General features: G+C 69.9%; 27 protein-coding genes, 1 tRNA gene and 1 pseudogene. 15 read left to right on the top strand and 14 right to left on the bottom strand.

Annotated elements, in window-relative coordinates; translation table 11 throughout:
- Window positions 1-80: 80 nt before the first annotated feature.
- The 3 genes and pseudogenes from LRS10_RS19535 to LRS10_RS19525 all read right to left on the bottom strand — a co-directional run.
- Window positions 81-278, bottom strand: a pseudogene (locus LRS10_RS19535) (LptF/LptG family permease); the annotation flags it as partial.
- Window positions 279-338: 60 nt separating this feature from the next.
- Window positions 339-773, bottom strand: a complete 435-nt coding sequence (locus LRS10_RS19530; RefSeq protein WP_374570555.1) for an HIT family protein — start codon at window positions 771-773, stop codon at window positions 339-341.
- A gap of 92 nt (window positions 774-865) precedes the next feature.
- Window positions 866-1,750: a metallophosphoesterase gene (locus LRS10_RS19525; RefSeq protein WP_257838690.1), complete on the bottom strand. Its 885-nt coding sequence runs from the start codon at window positions 1,748-1,750 to the stop codon at window positions 866-868.
- Window positions 1,751-1,826: 76 nt separating this feature from the next.
- On the opposite strand from LRS10_RS19525, the gene LRS10_RS19520 reads away from it, so the two are divergent.
- Genes LRS10_RS19520 through LRS10_RS19510 form a run of 3 tightly spaced genes read left to right on the top strand, consistent with a single transcriptional unit; the run spans window position 1,827 to window position 4,722 of the window.
- On the top strand, window positions 1,827-2,936 hold the full coding sequence (locus tag LRS10_RS19520) for a CDP-alcohol phosphatidyltransferase family protein (RefSeq protein WP_257838689.1): 1,110 nt from the start codon (window positions 1,827-1,829) through the stop codon (window positions 2,934-2,936).
- Complete coding sequence (locus LRS10_RS19515; protein WP_257838688.1) at window positions 2,933-3,847, top strand: diacylglycerol kinase family protein; 915 nt, start codon at window positions 2,933-2,935, stop codon at window positions 3,845-3,847. Before LRS10_RS19520 ends, LRS10_RS19515 begins: the two co-directional genes overlap by 4 nt.
- Entirely contained in the window at window positions 3,844-4,722 is an 879-nt protein-coding gene (locus tag LRS10_RS19510) for a hypothetical protein (protein ID WP_257838687.1), read from the top strand. Before LRS10_RS19515 ends, LRS10_RS19510 begins: the two co-directional genes overlap by 4 nt.
- On the opposite strand, the gene LRS10_RS19505 is transcribed toward LRS10_RS19510, so the two are convergent.
- The 7 genes from LRS10_RS19505 to LRS10_RS19475 all read right to left on the bottom strand — a co-directional run bounded on the left by LRS10_RS19505 (window position 4,719) and on the right by LRS10_RS19475 (window position 10,512).
- Complete coding sequence (locus LRS10_RS19505) at window positions 4,719-5,933, bottom strand: pyridoxal phosphate-dependent aminotransferase family protein (protein WP_257838686.1); 1,215 nt, start codon at window positions 5,931-5,933, stop codon at window positions 4,719-4,721. The genes LRS10_RS19510 and LRS10_RS19505 overlap by 4 nt on opposite strands.
- A 2-nt stretch (window positions 5,934-5,935) precedes the next feature.
- Window positions 5,936-6,187, bottom strand: a complete 252-nt coding sequence (locus tag LRS10_RS19500; protein WP_257839214.1) for an acyl carrier protein — start codon at window positions 6,185-6,187, stop codon at window positions 5,936-5,938.
- A 96-nt stretch (window positions 6,188-6,283) separates the two neighbouring features.
- The gene (locus LRS10_RS19495) at window positions 6,284-7,165 is read right to left on the bottom strand and encodes an NAD(P)-dependent oxidoreductase (RefSeq protein ID WP_308238029.1); all 882 of its coding nucleotides are present in this window, start codon (window positions 7,163-7,165) and stop codon (window positions 6,284-6,286) included.
- Between the two features lie 56 nt (window positions 7,166-7,221).
- The gene (locus tag LRS10_RS19490) at window positions 7,222-8,931 is read right to left on the bottom strand and encodes a fatty acyl-AMP ligase (protein ID WP_374570548.1); all 1,710 of its coding nucleotides are present in this window, start codon (window positions 8,929-8,931) and stop codon (window positions 7,222-7,224) included.
- A gap of 10 nt (window positions 8,932-8,941) precedes the next feature.
- A complete protein-coding gene (locus tag LRS10_RS19485) occupies window positions 8,942-9,256 on the bottom strand; it encodes a hypothetical protein (RefSeq protein ID WP_257838685.1) in 315 nt (104 codons plus the stop codon).
- Window positions 9,223-10,284, bottom strand: coding sequence for a lipopolysaccharide biosynthesis protein (locus LRS10_RS19480; RefSeq protein WP_257838684.1), 1,062 nt, complete (start codon window positions 10,282-10,284; stop codon window positions 9,223-9,225). Before LRS10_RS19480 ends, LRS10_RS19485 begins: the two co-directional genes overlap by 34 nt.
- 152 nt (window positions 10,285-10,436) lie before the next feature.
- Window positions 10,437-10,512: transfer RNA gene (locus LRS10_RS19475), tRNA-Lys, on the bottom strand.
- Window positions 10,513-10,604: 92 nt separating this feature from the next.
- On the opposite strand from LRS10_RS19475, the gene LRS10_RS19470 reads away from it, so the two are divergent.
- Together LRS10_RS19470 and LRS10_RS19465 are read left to right on the top strand one after the other, a co-directional pair.
- Window positions 10,605-10,937 (top strand): Hpt domain-containing protein, encoded by a 333-nt coding sequence (locus LRS10_RS19470; RefSeq protein WP_257838683.1) that lies wholly within the window; start codon window positions 10,605-10,607, stop codon window positions 10,935-10,937.
- Between the two features lie 59 nt (window positions 10,938-10,996).
- Window positions 10,997-11,524 (top strand): DUF1993 family protein, encoded by a 528-nt coding sequence (locus LRS10_RS19465; RefSeq protein ID WP_257838682.1) that lies wholly within the window; start codon window positions 10,997-10,999, stop codon window positions 11,522-11,524.
- Here LRS10_RS19465 and LRS10_RS19460 read toward each other — a convergent pair.
- Both LRS10_RS19460 and gcvA read right to left on the bottom strand, forming a co-directional pair.
- Complete coding sequence (locus tag LRS10_RS19460) at window positions 11,521-11,841, bottom strand: chorismate mutase (RefSeq protein WP_257838681.1); 321 nt, start codon at window positions 11,839-11,841, stop codon at window positions 11,521-11,523. The two genes, LRS10_RS19465 and LRS10_RS19460, sit on opposite strands and share 4 nt — an antisense overlap.
- 29 nt (window positions 11,842-11,870) lie before the next feature.
- Window positions 11,871-12,827 (bottom strand): transcriptional regulator GcvA, encoded by a 957-nt coding sequence (gene gcvA, locus LRS10_RS19455; protein ID WP_257838680.1) that lies wholly within the window; start codon window positions 12,825-12,827, stop codon window positions 11,871-11,873.
- Between the two features lie 177 nt (window positions 12,828-13,004).
- Between gcvA and cobA the strand changes: the two genes are divergently transcribed.
- From cobA to LRS10_RS19425, 6 genes are read left to right on the top strand one after another with little or no spacing between them, the layout of a single operon-like run.
- Window positions 13,005-13,838, top strand: coding sequence for a uroporphyrinogen-III C-methyltransferase (gene cobA / locus LRS10_RS19450; RefSeq protein WP_257838679.1), 834 nt, complete (start codon window positions 13,005-13,007; stop codon window positions 13,836-13,838).
- On the top strand, window positions 13,835-14,194 hold the full coding sequence (locus LRS10_RS19445) for a DUF2849 domain-containing protein (RefSeq protein WP_257838678.1): 360 nt from the start codon (window positions 13,835-13,837) through the stop codon (window positions 14,192-14,194). Before cobA ends, LRS10_RS19445 begins: the two co-directional genes overlap by 4 nt.
- 4 nt (window positions 14,195-14,198) lie before the next feature.
- Window positions 14,199-15,866: a nitrite/sulfite reductase gene (locus LRS10_RS19440; RefSeq protein WP_257838677.1), complete on the top strand. Its 1,668-nt coding sequence runs from the start codon at window positions 14,199-14,201 to the stop codon at window positions 15,864-15,866.
- Entirely contained in the window at window positions 15,850-16,347 is a 498-nt protein-coding gene (locus tag LRS10_RS19435; RefSeq protein WP_257838676.1) for a DUF934 domain-containing protein, read from the top strand. Before LRS10_RS19440 ends, LRS10_RS19435 begins: the two co-directional genes overlap by 17 nt.
- Window positions 16,347-17,090, top strand: coding sequence for a phosphoadenylyl-sulfate reductase (locus LRS10_RS19430; RefSeq protein ID WP_257838675.1), 744 nt, complete (start codon window positions 16,347-16,349; stop codon window positions 17,088-17,090). The genes LRS10_RS19435 and LRS10_RS19430 overlap by 1 nt, the downstream gene beginning before the upstream one ends.
- Window positions 17,091-17,109: 19 nt before the next feature.
- Window positions 17,110-17,928, top strand: coding sequence for a ferredoxin--NADP reductase (locus tag LRS10_RS19425; protein WP_257838674.1), 819 nt, complete (start codon window positions 17,110-17,112; stop codon window positions 17,926-17,928).
- A 139-nt stretch (window positions 17,929-18,067) separates the two neighbouring features.
- On the opposite strand, the gene LRS10_RS19420 is transcribed toward LRS10_RS19425, so the two are convergent.
- Window positions 18,068-18,547, bottom strand: a complete 480-nt coding sequence (locus LRS10_RS19420; RefSeq protein ID WP_257838673.1) for a 3D domain-containing protein — start codon at window positions 18,545-18,547, stop codon at window positions 18,068-18,070.
- A 187-nt stretch (window positions 18,548-18,734) separates the two neighbouring features.
- Between LRS10_RS19420 and LRS10_RS19415 the strand changes: the two genes are divergently transcribed.
- The 4 genes from LRS10_RS19415 (at window position 18,735) to folD (ending at window position 21,758) form a co-directional block, all read left to right on the top strand.
- Window positions 18,735-19,316 carry a glutathione S-transferase family protein gene (locus LRS10_RS19415; RefSeq protein ID WP_257838672.1) on the top strand — a complete coding sequence of 194 codons (582 nt, stop codon included), beginning with the start codon at window positions 18,735-18,737 and terminating at the stop codon, window positions 19,314-19,316.
- A gap of 65 nt (window positions 19,317-19,381) precedes the next feature.
- Complete coding sequence (locus tag LRS10_RS19410; RefSeq protein ID WP_257838671.1) at window positions 19,382-20,389, top strand: S1/P1 Nuclease; 1,008 nt, start codon at window positions 19,382-19,384, stop codon at window positions 20,387-20,389.
- Entirely contained in the window at window positions 20,389-20,847 is a 459-nt protein-coding gene (locus tag LRS10_RS19405) for an NUDIX domain-containing protein (protein WP_257838670.1), read from the top strand. Before LRS10_RS19410 ends, LRS10_RS19405 begins: the two co-directional genes overlap by 1 nt.
- Before the next feature lie 17 nt (window positions 20,848-20,864).
- Entirely contained in the window at window positions 20,865-21,758 is an 894-nt protein-coding gene (gene folD, locus LRS10_RS19400; protein ID WP_257838669.1) for a bifunctional methylenetetrahydrofolate dehydrogenase/methenyltetrahydrofolate cyclohydrolase FolD, read from the top strand.
- Here the strand turns inward: folD and LRS10_RS19395 are convergent.
- Complete coding sequence (locus LRS10_RS19395; RefSeq protein WP_257838668.1) at window positions 21,755-22,618, bottom strand: patatin-like phospholipase family protein; 864 nt, start codon at window positions 22,616-22,618, stop codon at window positions 21,755-21,757. The genes folD and LRS10_RS19395 overlap by 4 nt on opposite strands.
- Between the last annotated feature and the right edge of the window lie 225 nt (window positions 22,619-22,843).

Raw genomic sequence — 22,843 nt, 5'->3', positions numbered from 1 at the left:
CGGCCAGCGCGAGGTAGGGGGGCGGCGAGGCGGGTCAGCGAGACGCCCGCGGCTAGCAGGGCGTCGACCTCAGAAGCCTGGTTCATCCGGTTCACCACCACGATCAGGGCGATGAAGAAGGCGGCCGGCAAGGTGAGGCCCATGTAATGGGGAACCAGGTTCACGGCGAGTTGGGCCACGAAGCTGAAGCGGTCGCTGGAGGCCGACAGCATGTCGAGCAGCCGCAGGATCCGCTCCAGCAGCAGGGCCACGAGGGTGACGCCCGTGGCGCCCACCATGGGCCAGAAGGCCAGCCGCAGCAGGTAGCGGTCGATCAGGCTCACAGGTCCGCTCGGCGGTCAGGCGCGCCAGCGCGCGGCGAAGTCAGCGGCCAACGCCGCGGCCTCGTCCTCGCCCAGGGCGACATGGGACGCCAGTTGCGGCTGGCCTGGCCAGCCGGCGTCGGGGAAACTGTTCCCGCCGTACTCACGGGAACCGTCGTAGCGCGGCAGGACGTGGAAGTGCACGTCCTTATCGACCATCATCAGCATCAGGTAGTTGATCTTTTCGTAGCCCACGGCGTCGCGCAGCAGAGCCTCGATTCCGTCGACCGCTGTCTTCAGGTCGGCGAAGGCCGCCGGCGACAGGTCCGAGAAGGCCTCCGCCGTCTCCTTGCACACAAGCACGAGCGAGCCGAACGTCGGCTGCTGGGGGCGCACAAGGACCAGCCAGGAGCCGGTCTCGGCGACAAGACTGCGCGGATAGCCGAACTTGCGGGCCGTCGGATTGGTCACGAGCTACCCATGACTGGAGATGTGCGGCGCGGCCGCGGCGCGCGATCATAGGGACCGCGCCTCAGCCATGAAAGCCCGCCGCGCATCAGGACCTAGGCGGCCAGGGTGAAGGCGCCGAGCGGCGCCACGACGGGACCGTCCCGCACGCCGCGCGCCTGGACCCGAAGTTGGAAGCCGTCCGCCCCCCGGGCGATCTCGATGAGATTCCAGCGAGCGGCCGGGTCGTGGTGACCGGGCGGCGTCGACGCCGACGGGACGCCGAGCGTCGGGATCGCCGCTGAGGGGCCGTTGACGCGGTTCAGCAGCGCCTCGTGGGCGTGGCCGTGCAGGACGAGCTCGGCGCCACGACGGGCGAGCAGCTCACGAAGCGCCTGGGCGTCGGTCAGCGATTTGCGTTTCGACACGAGCCCGGGCGCGATCGGATGATGCACCAGCAGGACGCGGAAGAGGCCCTTGGCTCCCGTTTCCTCGAGGGCCTCCGAGAGGCGCTGGAGCTGGGCCGAGCCCAATTCCCCGGTGGCCAGGTGCGGTGCGGTCGGGACCGCCGAGCAGGCGTTGATCACGGCGACCGGGCCGCGCACGCGGATATGGGGGAACTCCGCGTCAGGACGATCGCCCAGCCAGCGGCTCCACGGCGCAAAGCGGGCCGGGGCTCCGCGGGACACCAGCGCGTCGTGGTTGCCGGGACTCACTGTGACGGCGGAGGGGTCGCCCAGCCGTTCCAGCCAGCGCGCCGCGGCGGCGAACTCTTCCGGCGTCGCGAAATTGGTGAGATCGCCTGTCACGGCGACATGGTCGGGTCGCGCGGCGCGGACGTCGGCGGCGATCGTCTCCAGGACCGCCGGATCGTGCCGATGGCGCTTGCGCCGCCAGGCGAAGCGGCTGAGCACGCGTTTGGACAGGCCGCCGCCGCGCATCGCCGAGTCGGGCGGCGTCAGGTGCGGGTCCGAGAGATGGGCGAGGCGGAAGGTGGACAAATCGGGGCCGCGTAATATTCCAGGCCCTGAGCAGGTACCAGTTTCCGGCGATTTGCGTGAGAGGCGCGAGCGAACTTTGACGACCGAGGGCAAGACCGCGCCCGCAGGGCTGATCGTCGGCGTTGGCGACGTGCGCCTGTGGGGCATGACGGCGCGCGAGCGGCTGCGGCGGCAGTACGTCCGCTCGGGCGTCGAGCCGGTGGAGGCGCCGCCAAGCGGGCGGCCCGCGGTGATCACCCTGGGCGATTGGGTCTATGACGAGACCCTGGTGAAGACCCTGGCTCAGCGGCCGGGCTCGGTCCTGGTGACCGCCGACGGACGCGCGGTGGCCGCCCATGTCGCCGCCGGGCAGGCCGAGGCCGCCGCCCAGGACCTCACCGCCGGTCGGCCGACGGTGGGCCTCACGATCGTGAGCCCCGACGAGCTCGCATACAACGAGGCGCTGCGAAAGCGCGAAGCGCCGGTGCTGGCCCAGCTGAGCCGGGAGAATGTCCGCGCGATCGAAGCCCGCACCTTCGCCGGCTCATACAAGGGCGTCACCGATCTTGTGACGAAGTACGCATGGCCCGTGCCGGCGCGGATCGTCACCCGCTGGTGCGCTGAGGCCAAGCTGACGCCGAACATGGTCACCTTCGCCGGCTTCCTGCTGGTGCTTGCGGCCTTCTGGCTGTTCTGGATCGGCGAGTTCGGCTGGGGCCTGCTGGCCGGCTGGGTCATGACGTTCCTGGACACGGTGGACGGCAAGCTCGCCCGCACCACCATGACCTCGTCGAAGTGGGGCAATGTCTTCGACCACGGCATCGACCTGATCCACCCGCCGTTCTGGTGGTGGGCCTGGTACGTCGGCTGTTTCCAGGTCGGCCTGCCTCCGCCGTTCCCCGAACTGACCCTGGCCGTGATACTTGCCGGCTATGTGCTGCAGCGCGTGGAGGAGGGCGTGTTCATGCGCCTGTTCGGCTTCCACGTGCACAGCTGGCGGCCGTTCGACAGCTTCTTCCGGCTGATCACCGCGCGGCGGAACCCCAACCTGATCATCCTGACGCTGGCTTGGCTGTTCGGCCAGCCGGGCTGGGGTCTGTTCCTCGTCGGCGTCTGGACGGCGATCTGCCTGATCGTGCACCTGGTGCAGGTGGTGCAAGCCATGGCGCTGCCGAAGGGCCGGGTCGTGTCCTGGCTGGCGCGTTGATCCGCGCCGGGGTCATCCGCAACCTGAAGAGCCACCGCAACCAGTCGGGGGCGCGGGCCGACGCGCCGCCGGGCGTGCTGGAGGCCGTTCCGGAGAAGCCGGACGATCTCTATGAGGCTCTGGCCTGGTTCGCGAAATCGGGCGTCGACCTGGTGGTGATTGACGGCGGGGACGGGACGGTGCGCGACGTGCTGACCCGCGCGCCGAAGGCCTATGGCGATAGGCTGCCGACGTTCGGCGTGATTCCGAACGGCAAGACCAACGCGCTGGCGCTGGACCTGGGCGTGCCGTTGGGCACGCCGGTCCGGGCCATGCTGGCGGCGGCGCGGGATCCGGCCAAGCGCAAGCTGCGCGCCTGCCTCGAGGTGGTGCGGCCCGGGGAGACGGTCCCGGAGCATCGTGGCTTCCTGTTCGGCATGGGCGCCTTCGTGAGAGGCACCGAGCTGGCGCAGAAGACCCACGGCCTGGGCTTTTTCGACAATGCGGCCATCGTGATGACCATCCTGAGCGCCGCCGGTCGGACGCTGGCGGGTGGGGCGGACGACCCATGGCGTCGCGGCGAGCCTGCCGCCCTGACGCTGGGCGGCGCCGCGCCGGAGGCCCGGGACTGGTTCCTGGTGCTGGCGGCGACGCTGAAGCGGTTCCCGCTGGGCCTGAAGCCCTTCGGCCCGCCGCACGAGGGCCTCAAGGTTCTAGCCGTGGAAGCGCCGCCGCTGAAGCTTCCGAAGGCCCTTCCGGCGCTCCTCGCCGGATCCGAGGCCGCCTGGCTCGAACAGGCGGGCTACCGTCGACGCGACGTTTCGGAGATCGGTCTGGCATTCGAAGGCGGCTTCACGCTGGACGGCGAGATCTATCCCGGCGGCGAGCTGATTGTGCGGCAGGGGCCGGATCTGGAGTTTGTGGTCGTATGAGCGGGCCGCTGGAGGCGCGGTTGGCCGGGGAACTGGCGCGCCCGCTCCCGGACGCCGTACGGGCCTTCGCCGCCGCGTTGGCCGATCCGGCGCGGGACGTGGCGGTGCTCTACTACGGCTCGACGCTCAGGACCGGTGACCTCTCGGGCCTGCTGGACTTCTACGTACTGACCAGGCGGCCCCACCGGCGGGGGTTCCATGGCGCCGTGGAGCGCCTGCTCTGGCCCGAGGTCAGCTACCACGAGTTCGAGGGGCTCAAGGCCAAGGCCGCCACCCTGCCGCTGTCGGTTTTCCGCCAGGCGGCCGAAGGGCGCACGCTGGACACCACCATCTGGACCCGCTTCGTGCAGCCGGCGGCCATCGCCTGGAGCGCAGGGGATGACGAGGAGGTCGTGCAGGCCGTCGCCGAGGCGGTCAAGACGGCCTCTCGGTACGCCGCGGCGCTGGGCCCGCAGCAGGGCCCGCCAGACGCCTATTGGACGGCGCTGTTCCGCAAGACCTACGCGGCCGAGTTTCGGGTGGAGAGCCCCGATCGCGCCGACGCGGTGCTGGGGTCGAACGCCGGCCGGTTCGCCGACCTGCTGGGCCCGGCGTGGCGCGCGGCGGGGGTCGAGTTCTCGGAGATGGCCGGGACCTACTGGCCGAACAAGCGCGGCCTGCCGGGCTGGGCGCTGCGCTCGGCGCTTGGCAAGCCTCTGAACCTGGCGAGGCTGGCGAAAGCCGCGTTCACCTTCGACGGCGCGGCGCGCTATGCGGCCTACAAGATCGAGAAGCACACGGGCGTCGCCCTGGAGGTCACGCCCTTCCGCGAGCGCCACCCGATCCTGGCGGCGCCCGGTGTGCTGTGGACCCTGCGGAAAGCCCGAAAGAGCTAGGCGGTCGCCCGGCGGCGGCCTTCCAGCAGGCCGAACTCCTGGCCCAGCTGTTCGAACACGGCGAGCACAGCGTCGATCTGTTCGGGCGTGTGGGCCGCGCTGACGCTGGAGCGCAGCAGCGACTTGTTCTCCGGCGTGGCTGGCGGGATGGCGAGGTTGAGGTACACGCCGTTCTGCAGCAGGGCGTTCCACATGCCGACGGCGGTCGCTTGGTCGGGCATCTCGGCGGCGGTGATCGGGCTGGCGTGCGGGCCGACCGAATAGCCCATGTCGCGCAAGCCGTCGTACAGCCGGTCCGCGTTGGCCGAGAGGCGGGTGCGCAGGCTGGCGTCTTCCTCAAGCCGCTTCAGCGCCGAGAGGGTGGAAGCGATGACCGCCGGCGGCAGCGAGGCGGTGAACATGTAGGGCCGGCTGACGATGCGCAGCAGGTCGAAGTTCTCCTCGTCCGAAACGAGGAAGCCGCCGACCGAGCCCAGGCTCTTCGAGAAGGTGCCGACGATGAAGTCGACGCCGTCCTCGACGCCGGCGGCCTCGGCCAGGCCGCGGCCCTTCTCGCCCAGCACACCCATCGAGTGCGCCTCGTCCACCAGCAGGTGGCCGCCCATCTCGCGCTTGACCTCGACGAACTCCTTCAGGGGCGCCACGTCGCCGATCATGGAGTAGATGCCCTCGACGACGATCAACCGGCCGCCCGGCGCGTCGCCGAGGCGGCGCAGGCGCTTGTGCAGGTCGTCGGGGTCGTTGTGGCGGAAGCGGATGACCTCGGCCCCCGAGAGCTTCGCTGCGTCATAGATCGACGCATGGCTGTCGGCGTCGAGGATCAGGTGGTCGCCGCGCCCGACGAGGCCCGAGATGGTCCCGAGGTTCGCCTGATAGCCGGTGGTGAACACCATGGCGTGCTTGCGGCCATAGAAGCTGGCGAGCGCCTGCTCCAGGGCGGCGTGGCCCTTGAACGTGCCGTTGGCGAAGCGCGACCCGGTGGTGCCGGTGCCCCACTGGCGCACAGCCTCGGCCGAAGCCTCGATGCAGTCGGGGTCGAAGGTCAGGCCCAGGTAGTTGTTGGTGCCCAGCAGGATCACCGGACGGCCGTTCAGCACGCCCTCGGTTGGCGAGGTGATGGCCTCGAAGCGCACGTTGGACGGATCGGCGCCGACCGCACGGATGGCTTCCAACGGGGCGCGATAGCCCAGATGCTTGTCGAGCAGCCCCATTCTTAAGCCTTCGTCCGCAGGGTATTGATCAGTTCGGAGAGGTCGCCGACGGTCTGGACGGTCGCCAGCCGGTCGAGGGGGATCGACAGGTCGAAGCGGTCCTCGAGCTCCATGACGATGTTCATCAGGGCGAGCGAGTCGACGGCGAGGTCGCGGGCGATGTCCGTGTCCGGGGTGACGTTGACCGGCCGCTGGAGCACGGTCTCGGCCGCCTTCGCGACTTCGCGGACGGTGAGATCCGTCGCGAGTTCCACCATGTGCCAAGCCCCCCAAGTACGTACAGACTGCAACCGCAGCGGCGGTACCTAAGCATGTTGGCCTAGGATTTCCACCATCCGCTGCGCCGCACGTCACAAAACGGCGACTAATGTTTCATCCACGCCGCGCGCCGATACCAGGCCACGGTGTCGGCGAATCCGCTCGCCAGAGTGTGGACGGGAGAGGGCAGTCCCCCCCAGCCGTTCCTCGGGCGCGACGGACCAGTCCGGATGCAATAACTCGCGCGCCTTCCCGCTGGTCAGCATCGGGTTCGCGCCGAAGATCGCTCTGAAATCATTTGTGATTCCCGCCAAGTGGACCAGGGCGGCCGGCGCCGCGGCGAGGCGCGGTGTCCGCCCGCACGCCCGGGCCGCCTCGGCCATGAGCTCGGACCAGGTGTAGCCTTCGGGCCGGTCGTCGCTGAGCGCCACGGGGCGACCGGCGGGCCGTCCGGCGAGCGCGGCGACCTGCCGCGCCGCATCCTCCACATGGATCATCCCGACACGGCCCGAACGACTCAGCACCGGCAGCACCGGCAGGGCGTCGGCTGCCTGGAATACAGGCAGAAGTTCGCGATCCCCCGGGCCGTAGATGGCCGGCGGTCGAGCCACTGTGAGCCGCTCGCCCAGCACCTCGGCCATGGCATGCTCGGCTGCCCGCTTGCTGGCGGCGTACCGCGAGAGCTGCGGTTCGCGGGCGGCGAGGCTCGACACGAGGACGACGTTGGGAACCCCGACGGATGCCTCCGCCAGGCGTCGCGCGCCCTCGAGGTTGACGGCGGCGAACTCGCCGGCGCTGCGGGCCTTCACCAGCGCCGCCCCATGGATCACGGCGTCCGCGCCGCGGCTGAGCGCATCAAGGGCCCGCCGGTCGGCGAGGTCCCCCACGACCACCTCCGGCTCAAGGTCGGCCCAGAGCCGATCGATCGGATCTCTGCGGGCGAGGATCCGCACCCGCCAGCCGTCGTCCGCCAGGGCGCGGACGATCCGGCGGCCGAGGAAGCCGGTGGCGCCGGTGACGGCGGCCAGTCTCAGGCCGTGGTCTCCGCGGCGAAGGCGCCGGCCAGGTAGAGGGCCTTGGCCTTGGAGCGCGAGAGCTTGCCGGACGAGGTCTGCGGCAAGGCGTGGGCCCCGACCAACTCGACCTTGGCCTCCACGCCGTGACGGGCCCGGAGGAGGGCCGCGACGTCGTCCGCCAGCGTGCGCCGCGCTTCGGGATCGCTGCTGCGGGCCTGCACCAGCACCACCAGCTGTTCGCCCGCGTCGCGGTCGACTGAGAAGGCGGCGACGTCGCCGCTGCGCAGCTTTTCGATTTCAGATTCCGCAGACCACTCAAGGTCTTGGGGCCAGACGTTGCGACCGTTCAGCAGGATCAGGTCCTTGGCGCGACCGGTCGGCACGATCTCGCCGTCGGCGAGAAAGCCCAAGTCGCCGGTGTCCAGCCAGCCGTCGGCGGAAAGCACGCGCGCCGACGCCTCGGGCTCGCCGAAGTACTCGCGCATGAGGCTTGGGCCACGGACGAAGATCCGGCCGACCCGACGCTCGGGCAGGACACGGCCCGCCTCGTCGCGGACCTCCAGTTCGTGCAGCGGCAGCACCGGGCCGCAGCGCACGAAGGCGCGGCTGCGGCCGCTCTCGCCGGGCGCGGCGACGCCCTCGCGCTCCATGCGATCGGTGTCGACCGTCTCGAAGCGGAGCCCGGTGTCCAGCGGCGCCATGGTCAAGGCGAGCGTCGCCTCGGCCATGCCGTAGCTGGCGACGAAGGCCTTCTCCGAAAAGCCGGTGGCGGCGAAACGCTCGGCGAACGCGGCCAGCGGACCGGGCCGCACCATGTCGCCGCCCGAGCCCGCGATCCGCCAGGCCGACAGGTCGAGGCCTTCCCGGCCGCCGTCGCCGCGCCGGGCGCAGAGCTCGTAGCCGAAGGTGGGGCTGTAGGAGACCGTCGCCTTGTTCTTGGACATCAGGTCCAACCACATCAGCGGCCGGCGGACGAAGGCGCCCGTGGGCATCAGGTCGACGGTCATCTGGGCCGCCAGCGGAGCCATCAGGAAGCCGACCAGGCCCATGTCGTGATAGAGCGGCAGCCAGGAGAAGGCGCGGTCCGCGGGGACAACCTTCAGGCCGTCGCGGGTGATAGCGGTGGCGTTGGCCATCAGCGCGCGGTGAGTGCAGAGCACCCCGGTGGGATTGCGCGTGCTGCCCGAAGAGAACTGGACGTAGCAAGGATCGTCCGGCTGCGGCGCCGTCAGCTCGACGGGCGCCGCCTCGGGGAGGTCCTGGACGCGCATGGCGCGGGGCGTCCCGGCGGCGGCCGCGGCGTCCCTGAGCCAGTCGATGAGCGCCTCCGGGCCGAACACGGCGGCGGCCCTCGCGGAGCCCAGCATGCGGCCGATCTGCTCGACATAGGCCTCGCGGCCGCCGAGCGGCGCCGGGAGGGGCAGCGGAGCGGGGGTCACCCGGGCGTACTGGCAGGCGAAGAAGGCGACGACGAAGTCGGCGTCCGTCTCGGCGACGAGACCAACCCGGTCCAGGGGCTGGATGCCCGCGGCCAGGAATCGGGCCGCCAGGGCGCGGGCGCGTTCGCGCAACTCGGCGTAGGGCAGGGCGAGGATCAGTTCGCCGCGCAGGCCGTACAGGTTGACGCCCGTCGGGCCGGCGGCCGCGAAGTCCAGGGCCTCGGTCAGGGTGGCGAAGCCGCCGGTGCGGAACGGCCGGTCCGGAGCTGTCGGAGTGGGGATCACGCTAGGTCTTTCAGACGGTCGGGGTCGACGGCGGCGCGGCGGGTCGATTCCCGTTCTCTCTCAGGATGAACCAGACCAGGCCCAGGGCAAGGGCGGCGGCCGCCCCCACCAAGCCTGCGCCGGCCCCTGTAAGCCCGAACGCCCGCACAAGGAAGGGGAGTGCGACAAGGAAGGCGGCGCCGACCACCAGGCGCACCCACACCGCCCGTCCGGGCTTGCCGAGCGAGACGAGCATGGGCTCGAGCGGCAGGGCCAGGATGCCGATGACTGCGGCGCCCACCTGCCAGGTCATCACGCCGGCCGCCGGGGCGAAGTCGGGACCCATGACGAGCGCGAGCAGCGGGCCCCGGCGAAGGCGGCGACCGCGAGCAGCACCAGGCCCACGCCGCCGGCGAGAACGCCCACGTGGCGGGCAAGGCGCCACATGGCGTCATGGCGGTCGCCCGCCCGCAGTCTCGCCAACTCGGGATAGAGCGCCGGCGTCAGCAGTTTGGCCGGCTTGGCGATGGCGTCCGCCACCTGCCGGCCCACGCGCCAGAACGCCGCCTGGGCAGGGCCCACGAGGGCGCCGACGATCAGGGTGGCCACGTGGGTGAAGGCCACGTCCAAAGTGGCGGCCAGATTGGTGTTCCAGGCGAAGCGCCAGGCGCCCGGCATGCCATCGGCCAGCGGACCTTTCCACGAGAAGTCGGCCAGCAGGTCGCGGCGGCGCAGTTCACGAACGCCCATCGTCACGAGGTAGAGCCAACCGGCGATGCTGCCCACGGCCCAGGCCATCAGGAACGCCGGCACGCCGCCGCCCGACGCCCAGGCTGCGACGCTGCCAAGCACGCGGACGAAGCCCACGAGCGCGGTCTGCTGGGCCAGCACGTCGAAGCGGTCGAAGAGCCGCAGCAGGCCGGTCGGCATGGCCGAGACGACGAAGACGATGCTGAGCATGTAGAGCGCCGCCACCGGCGCCATGGCCTGGCTCCACCCAAGGCGGTCGGCGAACACGAAAGAGCCGATGACGCCGATGGCGAGTCCCAGGAGCGTGCTGGCCGCATCCAGCACGAGGGTGAAGCGCAGCATCCGCTGGAAAGCCGGCCGGTCGCCTTCCACCAGGGGCCGCGCGCCGTAATGGATCACCGTCTGCCAGGACTGGAACTTGACCACGTCGCCGAGGAATTGGGCGAAGGCGGTGATCAGCACCAGAACGCCCATGTTGGCCGCGCCCAGGCTGCGCCCTGCGATGGCCAGATAGATCAGCCCCAGCACCGCATTCACCGAACGGCCGCCCAGCAGCACGCCGGCGTTGGACACGACCCGCCTCAGGATCGCGCCGACTCCGGCCTCGGTGGGCGCGGCCGTCACGCAGCGGCTCCGTCGCTGATCCGGTGAAGAGTCGGCATGGCCTGGAGTCTCACGCCCGGAGCCCGGCGCCAATCGCCTCGGACGCCTCAGGCCGGCGAACGTTGACGCGGCTCAACGCGCCATCGCAGTCCGCAGGAACGATTGGAAGGAAGTGGTGGGTGTACAAGGATTCGAACCTTGGACCCGCTGATTAAGAGTCAGCTGCTCTACCAACTGAGCTATACACCCGTCTCGGCTACCGAGCCTTTTCAGCCCCGGCGGCGAGGGCGCGGAAAATACGCAAATTCCTTCGCTTGGCAAGGCGGTTCAGGAGAAAGACTTTGGCGGGTGGTGCGGAAGCGGGCGGTGCGGTCGATTTCAGCTACTTGGAAGGCTTCTGCGCCGGCGACCAGCAGGTGATCACCGACGTCCTCGTCACCTTCCGCGAGCAGGCGGCGGGCTGGACCGAAAAGCTCGCGGGACCCATAGATGACCAGCGAGAGCTCGCGCACGCCATCAAGGGCTCGGCGCTGGGCATCGGCGCGCGGCGGCTGGGCGAGGCGGCGAGCCGCGCGGAGTTCGGGGCGCCGGCCGATCTCATTTCCGTGCGGCGTGAACTCGCCGAGGCCGTAGCGGCGATCGAAGGCTACCTGACGCGCATCGGCGGCGGCTAGCACCCCTCGGCGTTCATACCTATCTCGCAGCCTCAACCTTGGCCGTGAGGAGGCGTCCGATGTCCCTGTCGCTCTATGAAGCGTCAATCCCCGTCTATCTGCAGATGCTGAAGAACCTGTCGGCCATCGTCGACAAGGCGGAGGCGCACGCGAAGGACGCCGGGAAGGACCCCAACGCCTATTCCGAGGCGCGGCTGATCGCCGACATGCATCCGTTCAACCGGCAGATCCACATGGCGTCGGACGCGGCGAAGAACGGCGCGGCGCGGCTGGCAGGCCAGACGCCGCCCAGCTTTCCCGACGTGGAGACGACCATCCCGGAACTGCGCGAGCGGCTGGCCAAGACGATCGCGTTCCTGGAGAGCCTGAAGCCGGAGCAGATCAACGGCCGCGAGGACGCTGTCGTCGAACTGCCGATGCCGAATCGTACGATCAGATTCTCGGGCCGCGACTTCCTGCTGAAGTTCTCACTGCCGAACTTCTTCTTCCACGTGACGACCGCCTATGCGCTGCTGCGCCAGCAGGGCGCGCCGATCGGCAAGATGGACTACCTGATCGGGGCCTTCCCCGAGATGGCCGACGCCTAGCTCCGCAGCTTGTCCCAGACGCCGAACTCGTAGCGGATGCACTGCTCGATGAGCGTGCGCCAGACGGGTTCGGCGATCTCTTCGGAGAGGCCGACCCGGCGGGCCTCGGCCTTCACCTTGGCGACCACGTCTTCGACCCGGGCGTTGTCGCGGACGGTCTCGCGGTCCTGCTTGATGCGGGCGGCGGCGTCCATGTAGCCCTGGCGCTCCAGCAGCAGGGCCACCAGCTGGCGGTCGAGGGCGTCCACGCCCTGGCGGACCTCGGCCATGTTGGTGCAATCCGCGGGGCGCGGGCGGTCTTCGGTAAGCGTCGTCATTCCACTCGTCTTGCCACTCGTCGTGGTCGTCAGATGCCGGCGCCGTTGTCGATGGCCGCGAGCGCCGCTTCGTGCGCGCGGGCCTCCTCTTCGATCCAGCCGATGAAGGCCTTCACCTGCGGCAGCCGACCCTTGGCCTTGGGATGGACGAGGTAATAGGCGAAGTCGACCGCTGTGGCGATCTGCAAAGGCGCGACCAGGCGACCGGCCTCCAGGTCGGCCATCGCCAGGGCTTGTTTGGCGAGCGCGACGCCGCGGCCGTTGGCGGCGGCCTCGATCACCAGGCTGGACTGGTTGAAGCGCGGGCCACGCTGGCCGTCGATGCCGCGCAGGCCCCGCGCCGCCAGCCACATGGACCAATCGGGGCAGCTGTCGTCGACGTCGGGCGAGCCGTCGTGCAGCAGCACGTGTTTGGCGAGGTCCTCGGGCGTCTCCAGCGGCTGCTCGGCCAGGAGGGCGGGGCTGATCACTGGGATCACCGTCTCGCTCATCAGCCGCTTCACCTCGAGGCCGGGATAGCGGCCGGCGCCGTAGCGGATGGCGATGTCGACCTCGCCGGCGGTGAGGTCCACCAGCTCCATGCCGGCCGACAGCCAGACGTCGACCTGAGGATGGGCGCGCTCGAAGGCTCCCAGCCGCGGCACCAGCCACTTCGCGGCGAACGAGGGCGCTGCGGTCAGCGTCAGACGACGCCCGTCGACGGCCGCGGTGAGCAGGCTGGCGGCTTCCGCCAGGCGGTCGAAGGCCTCGCGCAGCGCCGGCAGGGCGGTCTGAGCGGCGTCGGTGAGGAGCAGGCCTTTGGGCGTGCGCTTGAACAGCGCGGCGCCGACATAGTCCTCGAGGTTCTGGATCTGCTGGGACACCGCGCCCGGCGTCACCGCCAGCTCGTCGGCGGCTCGGCTGAAGTTCAGGTGCCGCGCGGCCGCCTCGAAGGCGCGCAAGGCGTTGAGCGGCGGAAGCCGGCGACGCTGGTTGTTACGGTCCATAGAAGAATCTCTGACAGCCCCGGCAGAAGTCCTTGGGTTGCGAATTGGGGCCCCCGGACCCTTATTGCAAGCGTCCGCAGGTGTATCGGCCCTTTTCATCGGCGGACGGTCGGCGGGACGGGCGCAAGTCCGTCCCGTCCTGATTCCAGAGTACAGCGCTTTTAGAGAACCTAAAATATGCCCCCAGGAAACGACAAGACGCTGCGCACGGATCGGCTGGTCGTCCTGGGCGGCGGCGAACGCGCGCGCCGGCCCGGCCAGGTCTGGCTGGTGGGCGCCGGTCCGGGCGATCCCGAGCTGCTGACGATCAAGGCGCTGAAGGTGCTGCAGAGCGCCGAGGTGGTGGTGCACGACGGCCTGGTGTCGGACGAGATCCTGGCGCTGGCGCCTCCGCAGGCGCGCCGCATCAGTGTCGCCAAGCGCAAGTCGCGCCACTCCTACAGCCAGGACGAGATCAACCGGATGCTGACCGCCTTCGCACTTGAAGGCCTGGAGGTCGTGCGGCTGAAGGGCGGCGATCCGTTCATCTTCGGCCGTGGCGGCGAAGAACTCGAAGCCTGCCGCGAGGCGGGCGTCGACTGCCACGTCGTGCCGGGCGTCACCGCGGCGCTGGCGGCTGGCGCGTCGGCGGGCGCGCCGCTGACCCACCGGGGTTCGGCCCAGGCGGTGACCTTTGTGACCGGCCACGCCTCGCAAGGCGCCGAGCCCGACCTGGACTGGGCGAGCCTGGCCCGCCCGAACCAGACGGTGGTGATCTACATGGGCCTGTCGCAGGCCACCGCCATCGCCGGCCGGCTGATGGCCGCCGGGCGCTCGGGCGCGACGCCGGCGCTGATCGTGGAGAACGCCAGCCGCGGCGACGAGCGCCGGGTGGCCACGACCCTGCTGGGCCTGGCCGAGGCCGCTTCGGCCCTGAAGGGACCGGCGCTGCTGATCGTCGGCGAGGCGATGGCCTTGGCGCGCTCGAGCGAAACGACGGTCGAAACCCTGATCCGCGAGGCGCGGGCATGAAGGCGCTGACCGCCAACCGCCTGCTCGACGGCGAGGTCGTGTTCTGGAAGGCCGGCCAGTGGGTCGAGCGCTTCGCCGACGCCGAGCTGTTTTCCGACGACGAGGCCGCCACGGCCGCCGAGGCGCACGGCAAGAACCAGCCGACCGTCGTCGTCGACGTCTATCTGATCGACCTGATCGAGGCGGAAGGCGTCTGGGCGCCGATCTCCTATCGGGAACGCATCCGGGCGCTGGGGCCCACCAACCACCTGGCCCACGGCAAGCAGGCCGAGGGCGGGGCCGTGATCGAGGCCCTGCAGCACGCCCACGGCGCGGCCCGCTCCACCGGCCGCGTCAACCTGATCAAGCGGAAGTAGTCCGATGTACCGCTACGACACCATCGACCGGGAGATGCTGGCCGACCGGGCCGCGGAGTTCCGCAGCCAGGTGGGGCGCAGGCTGGCCGGCGACCTGAGCGAGGATCAGTTCAAGCCGCTGCGGCTGATGAACGGCCTGTACCTGCAGCTCCACGCCTACATGCTGCGGATCGCGATCCCGTACGGCTCGATGAACCCGATCCAGTTGCGCAAGCTCGCCTGGATCGCGCGCACCTACGACCGTGGCTACGGGCACTTCACGACCCGCACGAACCTGCAGTTCCACTGGATCAAGCTGCGCGACGCCCCGGACATTCTGGACGAGTTGGCGAGCGTCGACATGCACGCCATCCAGACCAGCGGGAACTGCATCCGCAACGTCACGGCCGACCCCTACGCCGGCGCGACGGCCGAGGAGGTGGACGATCCGCGCGTGTGGGCCGAGGCGATCCGCCAGTGGTCGACCTTCCACCCCGAGTTCAGTTTCCTGCCGCGCAAATTCAAGATTGCGGTCACCGCAGCGCCGAAGGATCGGACGGCGGCCCGGGTGCACGACATCGGCCTGGTGCTGAAGCGGGCCCGCGACGGCGCGCTTGGCTTCGAGGTGATCGTCGGCGGCGGCATGGGGCGCACCCCGCACATCGGCCCCACCATCCGGGAGTTCCTGCCGGTCAACCGGCTGATGAGCTACCTGGAGGCGATCCTGCGCGTCTACAACCGCCACGGTCGCCGGGACAACATCTACAAGGCCCGCATCAAGATCCTGGTCGCGGCGCTCGGCGTCGAGGAGTTCACCCGCCAGGTCGAGGCCGAGTGGCTGAAGATGGACGCCCAGGCCGAGGGAGGCGTCGACCTTCCGGACACCGAGCTGGCGCGCATCCGCGGGGCGTTCGCGCCCACCGGTTTCGAGAGCCTGCCCCTCCAGTCCGAGCCGCTGGAGCTGGAGAAGGCGGCCAACCCGGCCTTCGCCCGCTTCGTCCGCAACAACCTGAAGCCGCACAAGAAGCCGGGCTACGGGATCGTCGAGATCAGCCTGAAGGCGGTCGGCGAGACCCCTGGCGACGCCACGGCCGACCAGATGGACGTCGTGGCCGACCTGGCCGAGCGCTACGGCCAGGGCGACATCCGGGTGACGCACGAGCAGAACTTGGTGCTGCCGCACGTCAAGCTGGACGACGTGCCGGCGGTCTGGGCGGGCCTGCGCGAGGCGGGTCTGGCGACGCCGAACATCAACCTGGTCAGCGACATCATCGCCTGCCCGGGGCTGGACTACTGCGCCCTGGCCAACGCCCGGGCGATCCCGGTGGCCCAGAACATCGCCGAGAAGTTCCGCGACGAGGAGCGCGCCGAGCTGATCGGCGAGCTGAAGATCAAGATCTCGGGCTGCATCAACGCCTGCGGCCACCACCACGTGGGCCACATCGGCATCCTGGGCGTCGATAAGAAAGGCGAGGAGTTCTACCAGCTCACGCTCGGCGGCTCCGGCGCCGAGGACGCCGCCCTGGGCACGATCCTTGGCCCGGCGCTGCCCTATGACCGCGTCGCCGACGCCGTGGACACCCTGGTGGACGTCTATCTGCGTGAGCGGACCGACGGCGAGCGCTTCCTCGACACCTTCCGGCGCACCGGCGTCGCCCCGTTCAAGGAGGCCGTCTATGCCGACGCTCATTAGGTGGCGAGACGGCCGGGCCGAGCTCGCCGAAGACGCCTTCACCCACGTCGCCGACGACCAAGACGTCGCATCGGGGGACGTGATCATCTCCCTGAGCCGCTTCCAGGCCGACGGCGACCGGCTGCTGCACGAAGGCCGCAAGGTGGGCGTGCGGCTGACGAGCGAGGAGGCGGTCGAGGCGCTGACCTACGACCTGCCCAGGATCGCCGTGGTGGCGCTGGAGTTCCCCAAGTATCGGGACGGCCGCCACTATACGAACGCCCGCCTGCTGCGCGAGCGCTTCGCCTTCACGGGCGAGGTGCGGGCGGTCGGCGACGTACTGCGGGAACAGGCAGGCTTCATGGTCCGCTGCGGCTTCGACGCCTTCGAGCCCGCGGACGGAGCCGGTTCGCAGGAATGGGACGCGGCCGCCCGCCGCTACCGCCATGTGTATCAGCGTGCGGCCGACACGCGCATCCCCGCCTATGTGGAGCGTGAGTGATGAGCCTTGCCTACGACACCCCGGCATCGGAGACCTTGGCCCAACGGCTGGACGCCGAACTGCGCCGGGCGCACCCGCGGACCATCGTCGAGGCGGCCTTCGAGACCTTCGGCGACAAGCTTGCGCTCGTCTCGTCGTTCGGCGCCGAGTCGGCGGTGCTGCTGGACCTCGCCGCCCAGGTGAACCCGGCGATCCCGGTGCTCTTTCTCGATACCGGCATGCTGTTCGGCCAGACGCTGGACTATCGCCGCCAGCTCGCCCAGCGCCTGGGCCTGACCGACGTGCGCGACCTCAGGCCCGCCTACCAGGACCTGGCCACCGCCGACCCGCAGAGCAAGCTGTGGCAGACCGACACCGACGCCTGCTGCCATGTCCGCAAGGTTCTGCCGCTGGACCGCGCCATCCAGGGCTTCGACGCCTGGCTGACGGGCCGCAAACGCTTCCACGGCGGCGACCGCCTGCATCTGCCGGTGGTCGAACACGCCGACGGCAAGGTGAAGTTCAACCCCTTGGCCAACTGGGGCAAGGAAGACCTCGAGGCCTATGCGGCCGAGCGTGAGCTCCCGGCGCATCCCCTCGTGGCCCAGGGCTTCCCCTCGATCGGCTGCTGGCCCTGCACCCAGCCCGTGGAGGAGGGCGAGGACGTCCGGGCCGGCCGATGGAAAGGGTTGGACAAGACCGAATGCGGCATACATCTGGTCCGCGCGCCCGGCGCCGCGAACAACGTGGGCGGCGACATCTAGGCCGCCGAGAGAGAGCTTGATGAACGACGTGTCCGTGGCCGCCGCGCCGGCCCAGAAGGCCAGCGGCGCCTTCTTCGTGGAGAAGGTGACCTGGGTCCAGCACTGGACCGACAGCCTGTTCTCGTTCCGCACGACGCGGGACCCGGCCTTCCGCTTCGCCAGCGGCCAGTTCGTGATGGTGGGCCTCACCAAGGAAGACGGCAAGCCGCTGGTTCGCGCCTATTCCATCGCCTCGCCGTCGTGGCACGAGGAGCTGGAATTCTACTCGATCAAGGTTCCGGATGGTCCCCTGACCTCGCGCCTGCAGAAGATCCAGGTGGGGGACGAGGTGCTGATCGGCCGGAAGCCCACGGGAACCTTGGTTCTGGATGGCCTGAAGCCCGGCAAGCGGCTGTGGATGCTGGGCACCGGCACGGGCCTCGCGCCCTGGCTGTCGCTGGCCCGCGACCCCGAGGTCTATGAGCGCTTCGACGAGGTGATCGTCACCCACACGGTGCGCGAGGTCGCCGACCTGAACTACCGCGAACTGCTGGAGACCGAGCTCGCCTCCGACGAGATCCTCGGCGAGCTGATCGGGCCGAAGCTGAAGTACTATCCGACCGTCACCCGTGAGGACTTCAAGACCCGCGGCCGCATCACCGACCTGATCGAGAGCGGCAAGGTGTTCGAGGACCTTGGTGTGCCCCCGTTCGACCCCGCGGTGGACCGGGTGATGCTGTGCGGCGGCCCTTCCGTGCTGGCCGACCTGAAGCAGCAGCTCCTGGATCGCGGCTTCGAGGAGGGCTCGATCGCCCAGCCGGGCGACTTCGTGCTCGAAAAGGCCTTCGTCGAGACCTAGGCGACGAGGTCGAGCACGGGTCTCGGTGGGCGCTGCAGGCCGTCAGGTCCCGCCTGCAGGATCGGGTCCCAGGAAACCACTCAGCCGTCGCGCTGAAGTCCAAGCGTCGTCGGGGGATTTCGGAGTCGGCGACCGGCGGCTACGCCGGCGGGCAGCCCTTGAACTCGCCGACCTTCACGGCCGTAAGCTTCGAGAGGTTCAGCTTCTGGACCGGCTTCATCGAGGACGAGCCGTGGCCGGTGAAGAGGTCGATGCGTTCGCCCTTGATCGCGCCGCCAACGTCGGAGGCGTACCAGTAGCCGTCGTGCGTCTTGCCGTCGGGCATCTTCAGGCCGACGGTTTCCTTGATGAACAGCACCGTGCGGCGCGGGATCACCTGCCGGTCGACGGCGACCGTACGCATGGCGACGACCTTGCAGCCCAGGCTGTCCAGGGCGCCCACGCCCTTGGCGCCGGCGTGATACAGCGTGGCCTTGAGGTTGAAGACCGGCGCGCCGGGGAGGTTGCCGGTCATCACCGAACCAATCAGGTCGCCCACGGGATCATTCGAGGCGGCTTGCGCGTTGGTGGCGGTGAGAATGAGGGAAAAAGCTGCCAGGGCGGCGAGGCGGCGTCGCATGGACGGCGTCCTCCTTCGTCGTTGAACTGGTGGCCGGACTCCTACCGACATCGACCCGCAGGGGCAACCCCTGTGGCCTCGTCGGCTGCCTGCCTGTCAGATTTCCTAATCGCTATCCCCATAGAGCGTCGCTTGATCGTGCAGGGGATTTCGCGCACAGCCCCGCTTGCCAGCGGGAGGTGGAAACATGGAAATCTACGGCGACTCGAAGTCCGGGAACTGCCTGAAGATCCGTTGGACAGCGGACCATCTGGGGATTCCCTACCGCTGGATCGAGCTCGACGTCCTGAAGGGCGAGAGCCGCACGGCCGAGTTCCTGGCGCTGAATCCCGCCGGCCAGGTGCCGACGGTGATCCTGGACGACGGCCGGCCGCTGGCCCAGTCCAACGCCGTGATCCTGCACCTTGCGGAGGGCTCGGCCCTGATCCCCGCCGACGCCTACGCGCGGGCCAAGATGCTGGAATGGATGTTCTGGGAGCAGTACAGCCACGAGCCCTACGTCGCCGTCGCCCGCTTCCAGGTGAAGTACCAGGGCAAGCCGGTGGCCGAGCTGGACCCGCGCCTTGTCGAACGCGGGAAGGCGGCGCTGCAGCGGATCGAGGAGGGGCTCATGGAAACCCCGTTCCTTGTGGGCCAGGGGCCGACCCTCGCCGACATCGCGCTCGTGGCCTACACGCGGGTGGCGGAGGAGGGCGGCTTCCGGCTGGCGGACTATCCCAAGACCCAGGCCTGGATCGTCCGGGTTGAGCAGGCCTTCAACATCGCCTGAGCGCGCCCGCGTGAAGGTTGCGTGACCCGCTTGCCTTCGCGGCGCCGAGCCCTCAAACGGAGCGGATGAAGCGCATTCTTCCGCTGGCTCTCGCCGCCGCCGTCGCCGTAAGCCCCGCAACCGCCTTCGCCTGGGGCGGCACCGGCCACCGGATCGTCGGCCAGCTGGCCGCCAAGGCCCTGCCGTCGGACCTCCCGGCCTTCCTGCGGTCCAAGGCGGGGGTCGAGGCGATCGGCGAGCTGTCGCGCGAGCCGGACCGGTCGAAAGGCGCCGGCAAGATCCACGACAACGACCGCGACGCCGCCCACTTCGTCGACATCCATGACGACGGCACGATCCTCGGCGGCCCGCCCTTCCTGCCGATGCCCGCGACCAAGGCCGAGTACGAGACCCAGCTTGCGGCCCACCAATTGGACACTGCCAAGGCCGGGTACCTGCACTACGCCATCATCGACCGGTGGCAGCAGCTGGCGCTGGACTTCGCCTATTGGCGCGTGCTCACGGCGGCCGAGAAGAACCCGAAGTGGAAGTCGAACCACGCCTGGTTCAGGGCCGACCGGATCCGGCGCGAGGCGCTGATCCTGGCCACCATCGGCGACCTGTCGCACTTCGTGGGCGACGGCGCACAGCCTTTGCACACCTCCACCCACTACAACGGCTGGGGCGACTACCCGAACCCGCAGGGCTTCACGACGGCGCGCATCCATTCGCCGTTCGAGAGCGCCATGGTCCGCGCCACGGCCGATGCGGCGGCCGTGGCGGCGAAGATGACGCCCTTCCGCGCCTGCGACTGCGCGGTCGAACAGCGGACCGTCGACTATATCCTGGCGACCAACAGGTTCGTCGTGCCGCTGTACGAGCTTGAGAAGGCCGGCGGGCTGGCCCAGGGCGACCCCCGCGGACCGGCCTTCGCCACCGAGCGGATGGCGGCGGGGGCGTCAGAACTGCGGGACATGATCGTCGAGGCCTGGAACGCCAGCGCCACTCGCAGCGTCGGCTGGCGCCCCGTCGCCGTGCAGGATGTGCTGTCCGGCAAGGTCGACCCGTATCCCTCGCTCTACTCGATCGACTGATGGCGATCCCGCAGTTCGGCCAACCTGAGCCCGGGCGGACCTACGGCGACCGTCCGGCGGCGTTCGGGATCGCGGAACGGGACGGGAAGATCGCCGCCGTGCGGGTGAAAAAGCCCGACCATGCGGCTTGGCTGGACCTTCCCGGCGGGGCGCTCGATCCGGGCGAGGGCCCCGAAGAAGCGGTGGTCCGCGAGTTCGCCGAGGAGACCGGGCTGAAGGTCGCGGTCGGTGAGGCCTACGCCAGGGCCGACCAGTTCTTCGTCAACACCAGCGACAAGGCGTTCAACAACCGCGCGACCTTCCTCGTGCTCGACATCACCGGCGAGGATGCGGAGCTGAAGGTGGAGGACGACCACACCCTGGTATGGCTGCCGCCGCACGAGGCGATCGAGACGCTGCGGCACGAGGCGCATGCCTGGGCCGTCGCGGCATGGCTGCGATTGCTTCGGAAGCGCTGAGCGGCTAGCAGCGCGCCATGACGGCGAAGATCATCGACGGCAAGGTGGTGGCTGAGCGCCTGCGGGCGCAGGTGACCGAGGAGGTCGCGCGCCTGCGCGCCGACTACAAGCTGCAACCCGGCCTGGCCGTGGTGCTGGTGGGCGAGGATCCGGCCAGCCAGGTCTATGTGCGCTCCAAGGGCGAGCACAGCCTTGCGGCCGGCATGCACTCGGTGACGCACCGCCTTCCCGAGAATACGCGCCAGGACGAGCTGATCCGACTGGTCGCCGACCTGAACGCCGACCCGCTGATCCACGGCATCCTGGTGCAGCTGCCGCTGCCCAAGCACCTGGACGAGAAGGCGGTGATCGCCGCCATCAGCCCGGACAAGGACGTCGACGGCCTCCATGTCGTGAACGCCGGCCGTCTGGCCGCGGGGCTCCCGGCGCTGGTGCCCTGCACGCCGCTGGGCTGCATGATCCTGCTGCGGGAGACCCTGGGCGACATGGCCGGAACGCGGGCCGTGGTCGTCGGCCGCTCCCAGCTGGTGGGCAAGCCGGTCGCGCAGCTGCTGCTGCAGGCCGACTGCACGGTGACCATCGCCCACTCACGCACCCGCGACCTGCCGGATGTCTGCCGTGAGGCCGACATCCTGGTGGCCGCCGTGGGGCGGCCGCGCATGATCCGCGGCGACTGGATCAAACCTGGCGCCACGGTGATCGACGTCGGCATCAACCGCGTTCCGTTCGACGATCCGGTGAAGGCGGCCCAGGGCAAGACGAAGCTGGTCGGCGACGTCCACTACAAGGAGGCCCTGGAGGTCGCCGGCGCCGTGACGCCTGTGCCCGGCGGCGTCGGCCTGATGACGGTCGCCTGCCTGCTGCAGAACACCGTCACGGCGGCGAAGCGGATCACCGGCATCGAAGGCTAGAGCGGCTCAGATCCGCGCCAGAGGCCGCCGGATTCGGCGATCTCCGCGCCGTGCTTGAACAGGCGGGTCATCGCTTCCCGGTCGAAGCGCAGCATGTTCGCGCCGTCGCCCTCGTGCGGAATGCTCGCGCTGTGGAGCGCAAACCCGTTGAGCTGGCAGAACGCCGCCACCGACCGCACAGCGCTCCGATAGGATGATCGAAGCATCAGCTCGAAGCTGCGGACCAGCACCGGGACGGCTCCCAGCGGCGTCGGCCGTGGGCTTGGCTCCAGGTTCGTGTTGACGAGCACATAGACCTCCACGCCCCCCGCGGCATGCTCGCGCGCCCGGTGCAGGATCAGCGGTTCGGGCACGACGAACAGCGGGCTGATCGCACCGCCGTCGACGTGCAGTTCGTCGTAGCCGATCCCGTCAGCCTCGACGCGGAGAAGCTTCGGCGGGAACACGCCCGGTACGCTCGCCGATGCGATGAGGATATCTGCGAAGAGACGTAGCGCGTCGGGGCCCCCGTGGGCGGCAATCCCGCCCATGTCCCAGATGCTGGTCGTCTGGGCGTCGAGGTTCGCGGTGGCGACGAACAGCCGGCGGCCCGCCCGGTGGGCCTCTGCAACAGCCTGGATCAGTTCAGGGTCCACATAGCGCTCGACCAGCGCCTCCAGTCGCGCGGCCGGATAAAGGCTCATGCCGGGGCGAACCGAGCCCAGGCCCAGCAGCTCCGCCGCATAGCCGCCCGTGTAGGCGTCCTGCAGCTTCTCATCCCAGGCGGGGCCGAGAAGGGCGAAGGGCGCGATGAGAGCCCCGGTGCTGACCCCGGTGACCAGGTCGAATGTCGGACGGGTGCCTGCACGGCTCAGTCCCACGAGCGCCCCCCGCGCCGAACGCGCCGCCAGCCCCGCCGCCGGAAAGGGCGAGCACCTTGACTGGACGGCGTGGACGCTGCGCCCCGGCGCCGGCCTGCTGGAAGAAGAAGCCGGTCGCCTCAAGATCGTCGAGCAGCGACAGCCGCACGCCCGGGAATCCAGCGGGCTCGGCGCGTGCGCCCGGCGGCGGCGGCGGGGCGCGCCGTCTCGGCCAGAAGGGCCTGT

This window comes from Phenylobacterium sp. J426 (assembly GCF_024699945.1).
Taxonomy (GTDB): domain Bacteria; phylum Pseudomonadota; class Alphaproteobacteria; order Caulobacterales; family Caulobacteraceae; genus Phenylobacterium.
The sequence above is the reverse complement of the archived record's forward strand: the minus strand, read 5'-3'. Positions and strand labels throughout refer to the sequence as shown.

Coding starts and splice junctions, on each gene's coding strand:
- LRS10_RS19510 (WP_257838687.1), top strand. CDS start 3,844: ATGAGCGGGCCGCTGGAGGCGCGGTTGGCCGGGGAACTGGCGCGCCCG.
- LRS10_RS19505 (WP_257838686.1), bottom strand. CDS start 5,933: ATGGGGCTGCTCGACAAGCATCTGGGCTATCGCGCCCCGTTGGAAGCC.
- LRS10_RS19485 (WP_257838685.1), bottom strand. CDS start 9,256: ATGGGTCCCGACTTCGCCCCGGCGGCCGGCGTGATGACCTGGCAGGTG.
- LRS10_RS19465 (WP_257838682.1), top strand. CDS start 10,997: ATGTCCCTGTCGCTCTATGAAGCGTCAATCCCCGTCTATCTGCAGATG.
- LRS10_RS19460 (WP_257838681.1), bottom strand. CDS start 11,841: ATGACGACGCTTACCGAAGACCGCCCGCGCCCCGCGGATTGCACCAAC.
- gcvA (WP_257838680.1), bottom strand. CDS start 12,827: ATGGACCGTAACAACCAGCGTCGCCGGCTTCCGCCGCTCAACGCCTTG.
- cobA (WP_257838679.1), top strand. CDS start 13,005: ATGCCCCCAGGAAACGACAAGACGCTGCGCACGGATCGGCTGGTCGTC.
- LRS10_RS19445 (WP_257838678.1), top strand. CDS start 13,835: ATGAAGGCGCTGACCGCCAACCGCCTGCTCGACGGCGAGGTCGTGTTC.
- LRS10_RS19440 (WP_257838677.1), top strand. CDS start 14,199: ATGTACCGCTACGACACCATCGACCGGGAGATGCTGGCCGACCGGGCC.
- LRS10_RS19435 (WP_257838676.1), top strand. CDS start 15,850: ATGCCGACGCTCATTAGGTGGCGAGACGGCCGGGCCGAGCTCGCCGAA.
- LRS10_RS19430 (WP_257838675.1), top strand. CDS start 16,347: ATGAGCCTTGCCTACGACACCCCGGCATCGGAGACCTTGGCCCAACGG.
- LRS10_RS19425 (WP_257838674.1), top strand. CDS start 17,110: ATGAACGACGTGTCCGTGGCCGCCGCGCCGGCCCAGAAGGCCAGCGGC.
- LRS10_RS19420 (WP_257838673.1), bottom strand. CDS start 18,547: ATGCGACGCCGCCTCGCCGCCCTGGCAGCTTTTTCCCTCATTCTCACC.
- LRS10_RS19415 (WP_257838672.1), top strand. CDS start 18,735: ATGGAAATCTACGGCGACTCGAAGTCCGGGAACTGCCTGAAGATCCGT.
- LRS10_RS19410 (WP_257838671.1), top strand. CDS start 19,382: ATGAAGCGCATTCTTCCGCTGGCTCTCGCCGCCGCCGTCGCCGTAAGC.
- LRS10_RS19405 (WP_257838670.1), top strand. CDS start 20,389: ATGGCGATCCCGCAGTTCGGCCAACCTGAGCCCGGGCGGACCTACGGC.
- folD (WP_257838669.1), top strand. CDS start 20,865: ATGACGGCGAAGATCATCGACGGCAAGGTGGTGGCTGAGCGCCTGCGG.